This window comes from Luteibacter anthropi (assembly GCF_023699965.1).
Classification (GTDB): Bacteria; Pseudomonadota; Gammaproteobacteria; order Xanthomonadales; family Rhodanobacteraceae; genus Luteibacter; species Luteibacter anthropi.
In genome coordinates this window covers 2,986,355-2,997,821 of the sequence record NZ_CP077072.1, presented here as the reverse complement: position 1 = coordinate 2,997,821, position 11,467 = coordinate 2,986,355, and the positions used below count along the sequence as shown (strand labels likewise).

Annotated in this window: 11 protein-coding genes; all 11 read right to left on the bottom strand. The window is 63.9% G+C overall.

Going from position 1 to position 11,467, the window contains the following annotated elements; all coding sequences use genetic code 11:
• Window positions 1-18: 18 nt before the first annotated feature.
• The 11 genes from KR767_RS13035 to hemP all read right to left on the bottom strand — a co-directional run bounded on the left by KR767_RS13035 (window position 19) and on the right by hemP (window position 11,223).
• Window positions 19-1,302 carry a threonine/serine exporter family protein gene (locus tag KR767_RS13035; RefSeq protein WP_250876590.1) on the bottom strand — a complete coding sequence of 428 codons (1,284 nt, stop codon included), beginning with the start codon at window positions 1,300-1,302 and terminating at the stop codon, window positions 19-21.
• The gene (locus KR767_RS13030) at window positions 1,295-1,747 is read right to left on the bottom strand and encodes an NfeD family protein (protein WP_250876589.1); all 453 of its coding nucleotides are present in this window, start codon (window positions 1,745-1,747) and stop codon (window positions 1,295-1,297) included. Before KR767_RS13030 ends, KR767_RS13035 begins: the two co-directional genes overlap by 8 nt.
• A gap of 5 nt (window positions 1,748-1,752) precedes the next feature.
• A complete protein-coding gene (locus KR767_RS13025) occupies window positions 1,753-2,712 on the bottom strand; it encodes an SPFH domain-containing protein (protein WP_166949829.1) in 960 nt (319 codons plus the stop codon).
• Between the two features lie 54 nt (window positions 2,713-2,766).
• Window positions 2,767-4,128 carry a sensor histidine kinase gene (locus KR767_RS13020; protein ID WP_250876588.1) on the bottom strand — a complete coding sequence of 454 codons (1,362 nt, stop codon included), beginning with the start codon at window positions 4,126-4,128 and terminating at the stop codon, window positions 2,767-2,769.
• A gap of 35 nt (window positions 4,129-4,163) precedes the next feature.
• Complete coding sequence (locus KR767_RS13015; RefSeq protein WP_166949825.1) at window positions 4,164-5,498, bottom strand: sigma-54-dependent transcriptional regulator; 1,335 nt, start codon at window positions 5,496-5,498, stop codon at window positions 4,164-4,166.
• A gap of 88 nt (window positions 5,499-5,586) precedes the next feature.
• Window positions 5,587-6,807 (bottom strand): ABC transporter permease, encoded by a 1,221-nt coding sequence (locus tag KR767_RS13010; RefSeq protein WP_166949824.1) that lies wholly within the window; start codon window positions 6,805-6,807, stop codon window positions 5,587-5,589.
• A gap of 5 nt (window positions 6,808-6,812) precedes the next feature.
• Window positions 6,813-8,117 (bottom strand): ABC transporter permease, encoded by a 1,305-nt coding sequence (locus KR767_RS13005; protein WP_250876587.1) that lies wholly within the window; start codon window positions 8,115-8,117, stop codon window positions 6,813-6,815.
• A gap of 36 nt (window positions 8,118-8,153) precedes the next feature.
• The gene (locus KR767_RS13000) at window positions 8,154-8,864 is read right to left on the bottom strand and encodes an ABC transporter ATP-binding protein (protein ID WP_166949820.1); all 711 of its coding nucleotides are present in this window, start codon (window positions 8,862-8,864) and stop codon (window positions 8,154-8,156) included.
• Between the two features lie 38 nt (window positions 8,865-8,902).
• Window positions 8,903-10,174 carry an efflux RND transporter periplasmic adaptor subunit gene (locus tag KR767_RS12995; RefSeq protein ID WP_250876586.1) on the bottom strand — a complete coding sequence of 424 codons (1,272 nt, stop codon included), beginning with the start codon at window positions 10,172-10,174 and terminating at the stop codon, window positions 8,903-8,905.
• A 196-nt stretch (window positions 10,175-10,370) separates the two neighbouring features.
• Entirely contained in the window at window positions 10,371-10,934 is a 564-nt protein-coding gene (locus KR767_RS12990) for a hypothetical protein (protein ID WP_250876585.1), read from the bottom strand.
• Window positions 10,935-11,025: 91 nt separating this feature from the next.
• A complete protein-coding gene (hemP, locus tag KR767_RS12985; protein WP_166949814.1) occupies window positions 11,026-11,223 on the bottom strand; it encodes a hemin uptake protein HemP in 198 nt (65 codons plus the stop codon).
• Window positions 11,224-11,467: the final 244 nt, after the last annotated feature.

Below are 11,467 nucleotides of genomic sequence, written 5' to 3'. Positions count from 1 at the left end.
CAGGCTTCTAATGGACTGTCATAGGGATCGACGAGGCGCTACAAGCAGGTCACCGAAAAGCAACCCTGCCACGAGAGATACCAGTAGCGTGATCCCCAACAGGCCGGTATCCACGCCCAACGTAGCATCGCGATCAAGAAGGTAGGATACGCTTCGAAAACTCACCGACCCTGGAACGAGCAGGATGATGCCGGGCTCACGGATCACTGCGCCCGGTTGTTGTGCATATCGAGCGTAGACATTGCTCAATGCACCCAGCATGAGCCCACCCACGAAAACACCGAACGGTGCACCCGGCAACGAACCGGAAATGCTGCCGCCCCATCGCGTGGCTAAGTAACCGAGGATCACGGCACCCATCACCACCGGCCAATCCTTGCGTGCGGCCCGGAACAGGATCGCGAAGGAGAATGCGCCCAGGATCAATGAAGGCCAATCAGCCCAGGCAGGCAACGGCGGCAATGCGTAGTTGCGCGGATCGATACCGGCGGCCTCACACAGCTGGCTGGCCGCAACGGCACCAAAGGTGAGCTTGAGCAACGTGGCCACGGCACCGGCCATGCGCGCGGTACCCGCCACCAGATGTTGGCTGGATATTTCGCGCACCGCCGTGGTGAGCGCCATGCCGGGGAGCAGGACGATGAGACTTCCCAGCACGACCGACTTCATGGCCAGCGGTACGATATAGGCACTGACCAGCGTGGCAATGATCGTCGCCACCATGGCACTGATGGCTTCGCTGGCAGCGGCCAGTCGCGGACGATTGCCCGAGGCCACCGTGATGCAGCCGATGATCACGCCGATGACGCCCGCCGTGATGAGATCGGGCCATGCGCTATGCAACAGCAGGGCCACGACGCTTGCCGCACACAGGCCATAGCTGGCAACCAGGCCGAGCTTTTCCCGGAAGGAATCCGGCGCACCCAGCTTCCGCAGCAGATGGAAACCTTCGCGCAGTTCAAGCTGGCCGTCGATCACGGCATCAGCGATGCGATCGGCTTCGCAAAGGCGTGCGAGGTTCACGTCGCCCGGTGGCAGGCGCATGACCTGGGTGACCTGGGCCACGCCGTCCTCGCCCTGGGCCAGATCCGCGAACGAGACGATGATGGCCGTGGGGCTGGACCAGACATCGGCGGCAAGACCCAGCCGCTGGGCTGAACGCGCAATGGCGGTTTCGAGACGCGGAGCCGTGGTGCCGTACTGGTGAAGACGCCTCGCCAGTTCGGCGAGAAAAGCGATGCGGGTATTGATCGCCGTGGTGGCGAAGCTCACCGGTACGCTGAGCGGGGCGGCCTCAGGCAACGTCCACCGCCTTCACGCGCAGGGTGGTTCCGTCCACGCCAATCACTTCCACCGAGGCCCCCAGCGGCAGATCGGGGCCGGAGACCAGCCACATGCCATCACCGACACGTGCCTTGCCTCGCCCTTGCACAATCGGCTCGCAAAGCACATAGCGCTGCCCGATCATCTGTTCGCCGCGCCGGTTGAGTCGCTCGTTGCCCGACGGAGTGCGGTCGATGCGAGGACGCACGAGCTTCCAGTAGGCAAAGCACGAAGCAAAGGCGAACACCGTGAACAGCACGGCCTGCGCCAGTGGCCCGAGATCGGGTACGGCGAAGACGACAATGCCCATGGCCGCCGCCGCGATACCGATCCACAACATGAAATAGCCGGGCAGCATCACTTCGCCGGCAATGAGCGCCAGCGCGACGATCCACCAGAGGTAATGCAAGGCGATATCGCTCATGGCATTCAGCGTGGCAGCGACGGCGTGCGGGGCGGGAGCTCAGGATGGGCTTTCTGCTGGCTTGCCAGCGAATCCTTTGCCAGTTCGGCGATGCCCGCAAGCGAGCCAAGGATGCCGGTGGCTTCCATGGGCAATAGCAGGGTCTTCTGGTTGGGCGACTTGGCCATCTCGACCAGCGCTTCGACGTACTTGGTAGCCACGAAATAATTGAGTGCGTTCACGTCGCCACCGGCGATGGCCTCCGAGACCATGGTGGTGGCCTTGGCTTCGGCCTCGGCGAGGCGCTCACGAGCTTCGGCTTCGCGGAAGGCGGCTTCCTTCTTGCCTTCGGCCTCGAGAATGGCCGATTGCTTTTCGCCGTCGGCCTTGAGGATGGCCGCCTGGCGGAAGCCCTCGGCATCGAGGATGTTCGCGCGCTTCTCGCGCTCGGCCTTCATCTGCCGGGCCATGGCATCGACCAGATCGCGCGGCGGCGAGATGTCCTTGATTTCGATGCGGGTGACCTTGACACCCCAGGGGTGGGTGGCCTCGTCGACCACGCCCAGCAGCTTGGCGTTGATGGCGTCACGCTGGCTCAGGCTTTCGTCGAGGTCCATGGAGCCCAGCACCGTGCGGATGTTGGTCATGATGAGCGCGAGGGCCGCGGCTTCCAGGTTGGATACTTCGTAGGCCGCCTTGGCGGCGTCGAGCACCTGGTAGAAGACCACGCCGTCGACCTTGACCACGGCGTTGTCCTTGGTGATGACATCCTGCGAGGGGACGTCGAGCACCTGCTCCATCATGTTCATCTTGCGCCCGATGGAATAGACGAACGGGATGAGAAAATGCAGGCCCGGGCTGAGCGTGCCGGTGTACTTGCCGAACATCTCGACCGTGAACTCGTAGCCCTGGGGCACGATACGGACCAGCTTGGCGATGACGATCATCACCACGACCACAATGACCAGCGCTACGAAAGCTCCCATGACCGCTTTGCTCCCTCTCCCGTGGATAACGTCAGGGAGTATAGGCGAACCGTGTCAGGGCGGACCGCCGGGCAACACCATGCTCACGCGCAGGCCGCCCCCTTCCCGATTGGCCAGTGAAATCCGCCCTCCGTGGGCCTCGGAAATTTCGCGGGCCAGGGCCAGTCCCAGGCCGGTACCGGAGCGTTTCGTGGAATAGAACGGCAGCAGGGCCTGGGCAAGCACGGTCTCGCTCATGCCCGGGCCCCGGTCGGATACCTCGATGAGCATGTCGCGCCCCAGGCCATGGACAGCCAGGGTGACGCCGTCGGGGTCGCCACCGGCTTCGTGGGCATTCTTGATGAGGTTGATCAGCACCTGCTCGATCTGGCTGGGATCGAACCAGCCGGGTTGCTCCGGCAACGATGCCGCAACGCGGAAGCGCGCATGCAGGGAAAGGCCTTCGAGGAACGGCTCCCACGGCACGTAGCGCGACTGCGGTACGGGCAGCTTGGCGAAACTCGCATACCCGGCGATGAAGCCGTGCAGATGGCGGGCGCGATCGCCGATGGAGGCGAATACCCCCGGCAGGCGTTCCAGGTCACCACGCCGCGCCAGTTCCGCGCCCGAGTGGGACAGCGAGGTGATGGGCGCCAGCGAATTGTTAAGCTCATGGCTGATCACGCGGATCACCCGTTTCCATGTGTGCACTTCCTGGCGGGAGAGCTCGCGGGTCATGCGTCGGTAGAGTTGCAGGCGATGAGGCCGCCCTTGCAGGCGGAATCCACGCTGGGAAAGGTGGAAGGTCTCTTCGCTACCCTCCATTTCCACGGTGAACAAGGCGTCCTCGCCACCCGCGGCAGCATCCCGCAGGTTTTCCGGCATGTCGACCAGCAAGGTATCGAAGTCGAGTCCGGCGAGTGTCTTGCCCTGGTTGAACAACTGGCGGGCGGCGATGTTGGCATAGGTGACCTTGCCTGCACCGTCGGTCAGCACGAGTGCCACCGGCGTGTTCTGCACCACGGTGTCCAGCAGCAACTCGCGTTGGGCCAGGTGCTGGCGCTGGTCGCGCAGTGTCTGGCCCAGTTCGTTGTGTACGCGGATGAGATCGCCCAGTTCATCACGTCGCTTCGTGCCGATCGACATGTTGAAGTCGCCGTCACGGTAGCTCGCCACCGCGCTTTCCAGGGCCCGCAGCAGGCGGCGCAGCGGTTCGACGATGGCGTGTGCCGCCAAGGCGGAAAGCGGCAACAGCACCAGGGCGCAGATCACCAGCGCGGTGGCGATGTCCACGGGCTCGGCAGCCAGCTTATGCACGGGGCCGCCTTTGACCGGTGCCTCACGAATCCAGGTCAGCAGCTGTGGGAACGGCCAGATGGATACGCCCGCGAACACGAGAGCCCCCATGGCCGCGGAGCCCGCGACGATGAGGGTCATGCGTCCTTCGAGCGAAAAGGGCTTCATGGTGCGGGTCAGAGCACCAGGCCGTAGCGCTCCATGCGCCGGTACAGCGCCTGGCGGGACAGACCCAGGCTGCTGGCGGCCCGGCTGACCACGCCACCGGCGGATGCCAGTGCCGCCTCCACGGCTTCGCGACTGGGCTCGTCGAGGTTGCGGCTTACGACGGCGGCAGGCACGGGGAGATTGAGATGCACCGGTTCGATACGTCCGTCGGATGCCAGCAAGGCGGCACGCGCGATGGCGTTCTTCAGCTCGCGGACATTGCCCGGCCACGCATGGGCAAGCAGGGATTCACGGGCATCCTCGCTGAGCGTTGCCTTGCCATCGAGAAAGAACTCCGCCAGCGGGAGGATGTCGTCGCTGCGTTCCGCCAGGGGCGGCAGGTTCACTTCAATGACGTTGAGCCGGTAGTAGAGATCTTCGCGAAACGTGCCCGCGGCGATCATGGCCTTCAGGTCGGCATTGGTGGCGCTGATGACGCGCACCTTCACCTGGCGGGTGCGGCCCGAACCCAGGCGCTCGAACTGGCCGGTTTCCAGCACCCGCAGCAGTTTCATCTGGCCGGGCAGCGGCAGGTTGCCGATTTCATCCAGGAACAGCGTGCCGCCGTCGGCCATTTCGAAGCGTCCTTCGCGCGCCTTGTTCGCCCCTGTATAGGCACCGGCATCCGCACCGAACAGTTCGGCCTCGATCAGTTCACCGGGCAGCGCACCGCAATTGACGGCCACGAAGGGGCCGCGGCGGACGGCCGAGTTGGCGTGGACAATCGCGGCGATACGCTCCTTGCCTGCCCCGTTGGGACCCGTGATGAGCACGGGCACCTCCGATTTCGCCACCTGGCAGGCCAGCTCGATGGTGCGCCCCATGGCCTCCGAGGCGAAGACGAGGCCATCGAGGTCGTAGCGGCTCTCAAGTGCTTCGCGGCGACGGCGGCGCTCCACGCGGGCGCGTGTCACCTCACGCGTGGACTCCGACAGTTCGAGCAGGTTCTCGACCGTGGTGAGCAGCTTGTTGTCGTCCCACGGCTTGGCCAGGTAATCCGTAGCGCCAGCCTTGACCAGTTCCACGGCGGTTTCCAGGTGGGTCCATGCCGTGAGCAGGATCACCGGCAGGTCGGGGTGACGTGCACGTATCGAACGATAGAGCGCCACGCCCTCCTCACCCGAGGTGGTATCCGCCGTGAAGTTCATATCCTGGATTACCACGTCGATGCGCTCGCGAAGCAGCATGGCAAGCCCGTCTTCCGGCGTGGAAGCCACGAGCGGGCGGATGTCGCGAAGCGACAACGCCAGTGACAGGGCCTCGCCTACGGCAGGGTTGTCGTCGACGATGAGTACGGTGCGCATCTTGATCCTGGGCATGGGGGTGCGATGCACCCCGGCGACAAAAGGTTTGAACGGACGGTAGCGGAGCGTATCTGCCCGGTCCAGTCGTTCAGCTACGGGTCGCCACGACGGGCGGAACGGATGCCGCACGCAGGGCCGGCGACAGTACCGCAAGCTGGCCGAGCAGCCAGAGGATCACCGCGCCAAGGGGCAGGTAAAGCACGGGCAGCCGGGGTAGTTCGTACTGGATCACCAGGAACAGGCTGATGCCATAGGCCAGGACCATGCCGATCACGATGCCAAAAGTCGCCAGCAGGAAGTTCTCGGTCTGGAAGTAACGCAGGATATCGATCTTGCGCGCCCCCAGCGCCCGCCTGACACCGATCTGGCGGCGCCGCTGCGCCACCCAGAAGCTGCCCAGCCCCACGATACCCAGCGCGGTGACGATCAGCAGCGCGATGCAGGTGGCGATGAGCCAGCCTGCCGTGGCCCGGTCCGCCGCGAAGAAGGTCTCACGCTGTTTTTCCAGCGTGGTTTTCCTCGTGAGCACACGGCGCGGGTCCAGCGCCTTCAGCTTCGCCACAGCCGCGTCCAGCACCTTGTCGCGCTGGTCGGGCGTCGTCCGCATGACATAGGTTCCGCCCACGCCCGCATCCGGGCTGACGCGAACCGGCAGGATCATCGAGTAGTCCTGCTGTCCGGACGCCCACTCCTGCGCCGTGACCAGATGGCGCACGATACCCACCACCCGCGAAGGCTCGTCGTAGACGTAGATATCCTTGCCCAGCGCGTTCTCCCCGGGAAACAGGCGCTGGGCCAACGTTTCGCTGAGGATGACGGCACGCGGCGAGGATCCGGCCTTGCCTGCGTTCATGTCGGTCAACCAGTGATATTCACCGGCATCGAAATCGCGCCCGCTCGTCAGCTCCAGTCCCAGCGCAGGAACGATGCCTTCGCCGTAGTACGAAGACACCGTCACCGTGGGCAGCTTCTGATCCGGCGTGAGCTTGATCGACGAACTGGAGCCCGAATACCCGAAAGGCGTCTGTGCCAGCAAGGCGGCTGACTTCACGCCGGGTACCGCACGCAGGGCTGCGAGGTCTTCGAGGGTACGTGCCTGGGCATCGCTGTTCCTGCCGATACCCGACATCCGCAGGATCGTCACTTCGTTATCGGCCGCGCCGCTCACGGTATGAATGCGATCGAGTCGGAGGCCGATAAGGAATACCGCGTTGCAGACGATCGCACAGGTGAGCGCGATCTCCAGCACGAGCAGGATGGCCGTTACCTTGTGGCGACGCAGGCTGGCAAGGATGGGAAGAATATCCATGGACATCACTGCGTCTTCAGTTGCAGGGCGGGTGCGATGCGGCATGCGCGCCATGCGGGCAGCAGGCCGGCGACGACGGTACTGGCGACCGCGAACACGAACGTCAGGACGAGCATGGACAAATCCAGATGAGCCAGCCCGGCGTAACTGTCAGGTTGCATGCGCACAAGCCACAAGCCCAGCAAGGCCAGCACCAGGCCACCGATGCCACCCGCCACGCCGATCATGCCGGCCTCGGTCAGCAACTGGCCAAGAATCTCCTGGCGAGTGGCGCCCAAGGCGCGGCGCACGCCGACCTCGCCTGACCGGCGGAGGAACTTCGCCAGCATCAGGCCCACGGTATTGACCAGGCACACCAGCAGGAACCCGAACGCCAGCCATGCCTGCAGCTTCACATCGCCGGGCACGACTTTCTTGAAATCCAGCCAGGCCATGACGTCATACAGGCGAACATTGGGTGGCCTCTCGAAGCGGCCGTGGTCATGCTGTCCACGTGAATAATTGATCAGGTACTCGTGGTAGGCGTCGCGCTTTTCCGCGGAATCCAGTTCCACCCAGTACTGCAGCCACGTACACGACTGCGTTTCCATCTCGGCTTCCGACGACCGGCCGTTGCCGTAGCAGTTGACCGAGCCCGAATGCGTGAGGGCCAAGTCGCGCGAGGTTCCCAGTGGCAGGTAGATCTGCTCCCCGTTGCCGTAATTGGAAACGTCCAGGTCATGGAAATGCGGCTGGGGATCCCAGTCCTCCATCACGCCCACCACCCGCAGGCTTGCATCGCCAACTCGAAGATCTCTCCCCACGCTGTTTTCGCCATGAAATACCTTGTCGTTGAGGCGACGGGTGATGACCACCACGCGGGAACGCGCTGCATCGTCCCGGGCCGTCCAGCCGCTTCCGTAGATGAAGTGGATATCGAACATCGGGAAGATGTCCGCCGTGCTGTAACGAGAGCCCGTGTAGAACGGATCCAGCGAGCCGTCGGCCGGCGTAACGGCCACGTTGCCGCCGGTCATCAGCGCCTGGCGATCGGCCCTGGCCTCACGCAACAGGTTCATGCCGTCGATCCAGGTGACCTGATCCAGCGGAGGGGTGCCTTCCTGGTAGGTGGTGATCGGCTCGGCATCGACGGCCACGCGAAAAACACGATCCTCCTTGCCTGGCAGCGGATTACCGGAAAGCACATGCACCACGGTGAGCGTGGTCATGGTGGCGCCGATACCCATGGCGACAGCCAGGATCATCAGGATCGTAAGACCTTTGTTCCTGCGCAGGCTGAGCACGGCCAGCTCAAGGTAATAAACAAACATCGTGTTTCCTCAAACGCTACAAGCGGCTTCAGCTGCTCAGGGGTGTGCCACGTGAGCGTGGGTATGGAAACGCGGCTCCTCCGCGAGATCCACGACCTGGCCGTCGATGACATGCACGTTTCGCTGTGCACGGGCGGCCAGTTCGGGATCGTGGGTGACCATGACGATGGTGGCGCCCTCGCGATGGATTTCTTCCAGCAGTTCCATCACGCCACGGGCCATCTGCGTATCGAGATTGCCCGTCGGTTCGTCCGCCAGCAGCAGGCGCGGCGATCCGGCAAGCGCACGGGCGATGGCGACGCGCTGCTGCTGGCCGCCGGACAATTCGGCCGGATAGTGCTTTGCTCGGGATGCCAGGCCAACGCGCTCCAGTGCATCCATGATGCGCTGCTTTCGCTCGGCCGCTTTCATTCCCCGGTAACGCAGCGGCACTTCCACGTTGTCGAACACGTTGAGATCGGGAATGAGGTTGAACGCCTGGAAGATGAAACCGATCTTCTCGTTGCGGATGCGCGAACGGGCGTTGTCGTCGAGCTTGCTCACCTCCACGCCATCGAGGTGGTACTCACCCCCGGTGAACGTCTCCAGCAGGCCCGCGATGGTCAGGAAGGTGGTCTTGCCGGAACCCGACGGCCCCGTCACGGCCACGAATTCGCCCTCCTTCACGTCGATGTTGAAATCGCGCAGCGCATAGGTCTCGACGACTTCCGTGCGGTAGACCTTGGCGAGATGGTTCATCTTGAGCATGGCGGTTCCCTCGGTTGAATACGGTATCGATGATGCGATCAGCGGCCGATCGCGACGTGTTTCGAATTGCCAAAGGCATCGGCGCCGGAGACCACGATGCGGTCGCCTTCCTTCAGCCCGTCAAGTATTTCGACCTTGTCGATGCTGCTTGCACCGACACGGATATCGTGGCGATCAGCCATGCCGTCGTTGACCAGGTAGGCGTAGCGACCGCCGCTCTCGTCGACGAACGAGCCGCGCTGCACCGTCAGCACGTTTTCACGGCGATCCAGCAGGACACGCACCGAAAGACGCTGGCTCTGGCGCAGCTGCTGCGGCGTGCTGCCGTCAAAGCGCAACCGGGCGGCCACTTCACCGTTGACCACTTCAGGGGAAATGGCACTCACCTTGCCCGTCCAGGTCTTGCCGTTGCCTGCGATTTCGCCCGGCATGCCGATGGCGAGGTCACGCGCGAAGCTTTCAGGAACCTTCATCTCCACTTCGAGCGCCGACAGGTCGATGACGCTCAGCAGCTGGGCATCCTTGGCAACGGTGGCGCGCTCGGCAATGAACAGCTGACCCACCTGGCCGTCCACAGGCGACTTCACGTCGAGGTCGTCCACCTGGCGTTCCAGCTCCTTGACCATGAGCAGCTGGCGCTCATGGGCGATCTTCTTGGCCTGCACATCGAAGGTGAGGCTGTCGTTGTCCATGCCCATGTCCGACTTCGCGTGCAGCACGGCGACGTTGGCCTTGTCGAGCGTCGACTTCGCCTTGTCCACGTCCATCACCGGTACGGCTCCCTTGTCATAGGCGGTCTGATAACGCTTGAGGTCACGCTGGCCGGCGGTCTGGTCGATGAGCGCGTTGTCCAGGGTCTTCTGCAATTCACCGCGCTTCTTTCGCGCCTCGATCTGCGCACGCAGGTAATCCACCTGCATCGCATCGGCCGATGAACGCTCCTGGAGAAGTTTATTGGTGAGTTCGGGGCTGCTGATACTCGCCAGCACCTGGCCTTTCTTCACTACGTCACCTGCGTGCACCTTCAGCACGACGGCACCGGGTGATGTCGCGTAGAGCGTAGGGCTCACCGCCGCCACGACCTTGCCCTCCGCCGCGATATCGCGCACGAAGGGCCCGCGGGTCACGGTGGCTATGGTGAGCCTCGACTGGCTTACCGAGGCTTCGGCAGAGAACAACGACGACAGCCTCGGCACGGTCAGCGCCAGGACACACAGCACTGCCACGCCGCCGCCGGCCAGTAGCAGCTTGCGGCGCCGGCTGGGGCGCACTTCAACGAGGCGGTCCTGGGCAGAGGTGTCGCGGATCATGGGCTGTCCCTGAAGGTCTTTACGAAAGACCAAGCAGGGAGCATGCCAACAATGAAGGGATTGGGCGCCAACGCATGGCGCCCAGGACAGTGTGTCCGCGGACACTCTCGACCGGACACAACAACAGCCGGTCCCGTAGGAGCGTGCTTGCGCGCAACCGGGCATCGCGATGAGCCCGTCGCGCGCAAGCACGCTCCTACACGGTGATGGCGACCGACTCGGACACGGCGATGTCGCGCGCGACACCGCGACCCAGCGACGAAATGCGTACATCCTGCGCGCCCAGCACGTCGAATCCGACGAGGCGGCGTCGCTGGAAGCTCAACACCCGGGCGCGGCAAGCCCGCAGCCAAGCGCGATCCGGGACGCGCCGGGAGGGTGCATCGACAACGATAGCACCGGCGAAGAGACCATCCCAGGCAAGGTAATCGGTATCCGGCAACAGGTAGATACGGGCCAGCGTGTCGCCATCGGCGCTCACGCAGTCGATCCATTCGCGCGGTCCCTCTGCCGTCACGGCACAGGTCAGGCCGACGTGGCGTGTAGCCAGCAGTGGTGCGAGGTCGGCCGATTCCACCAGGCAACCCACAGGTACCGGCGCACCGGCCGGGCAGGTGACGGGGCGTGGCGCGAGATAAAGCACCCCGCCCAGTTGTCCCAGCCCCTCGACCAGCGTACGGGGGGAGACCGCGAGCCAGCGGATGGTGGAGGCGGAGCGATGGCGTGCGTGCACGCCGAAGGATGCGAGCCAACCGAACATGGGCGTCTCCCGGTGACGGTTCGTCTTCTGGAGTGCCTGGCTGGGCCGTGCGGGAGGGACGGCTGGCTTGGCGGCGGGGAGATCTGGGTTGTTACTTGGTGAGGATGAGCTTGTCGTTGCGCGTGAGGCGCAGGTGGTACTCCGCACCCTGGTGTTCGATGACCAGTTCGCGAGAGCCATCGAGCAGGTTCTTGCTTTCGATGCGACGGGCGGCGGCCGGTGCGGTACGCAGCGGGACGACCTTGTCGCGGGAGGCGTTGTCGTTCAGGGGAAGCGTTCTCATCAACATGGCAAGGTACTCCGCGGTGGGGGTGCGCAGTTGATGATAATGATTCTCAATTACTCGTCAAGAGGGTCTGACGCGCCGATATGCCGATTCGGAAATTCCTTATATGCGTCTTTGCGGCAAAAAGGTATGTAACCACCACGTTACGCCGCATTTCGCTGACGAAAACGACCCGATACGTGCATCCGACCTAGGATACCCGTGCCCCGGCACCCCGCCGTGGCCTACCCGAACAGGAACCAGACCC

What these genes read in the sequence shown, in the direction of transcription:
- KR767_RS13030 (WP_250876589.1), bottom strand. Translation starts at nt 1,747, where the DNA reads ATGAGCGATATCGCCTTGCATTACCTCTGGTGGATCGTCGCGCTGGCG.
- KR767_RS13025 (WP_166949829.1), bottom strand. Translation starts at nt 2,712, where the DNA reads ATGGGAGCTTTCGTAGCGCTGGTCATTGTGGTCGTGGTGATGATCGTC.
- KR767_RS13020 (WP_250876588.1), bottom strand. Translation starts at nt 4,128, where the DNA reads ATGACCCTCATCGTCGCGGGCTCCGCGGCCATGGGGGCTCTCGTGTTC.
- KR767_RS13015 (WP_166949825.1), bottom strand. Translation starts at nt 5,498, where the DNA reads ATGCGCACCGTACTCATCGTCGACGACAACCCTGCCGTAGGCGAGGCC.
- KR767_RS13010 (WP_166949824.1), bottom strand. Translation starts at nt 6,807, where the DNA reads ATGGATATTCTTCCCATCCTTGCCAGCCTGCGTCGCCACAAGGTAACG.
- KR767_RS13005 (WP_250876587.1), bottom strand. Translation starts at nt 8,117, where the DNA reads ATGTTTGTTTATTACCTTGAGCTGGCCGTGCTCAGCCTGCGCAGGAAC.
- KR767_RS13000 (WP_166949820.1), bottom strand. Translation starts at nt 8,864, where the DNA reads ATGCTCAAGATGAACCATCTCGCCAAGGTCTACCGCACGGAAGTCGTC.
- KR767_RS12995 (WP_250876586.1), bottom strand. Translation starts at nt 10,174, where the DNA reads ATGATCCGCGACACCTCTGCCCAGGACCGCCTCGTTGAAGTGCGCCCC.
- KR767_RS12990 (WP_250876585.1), bottom strand. Translation starts at nt 10,934, where the DNA reads ATGTTCGGTTGGCTCGCATCCTTCGGCGTGCACGCACGCCATCGCTCC.
- hemP (WP_166949814.1), bottom strand. Translation starts at nt 11,223, where the DNA reads ATGTTGATGAGAACGCTTCCCCTGAACGACAACGCCTCCCGCGACAAG.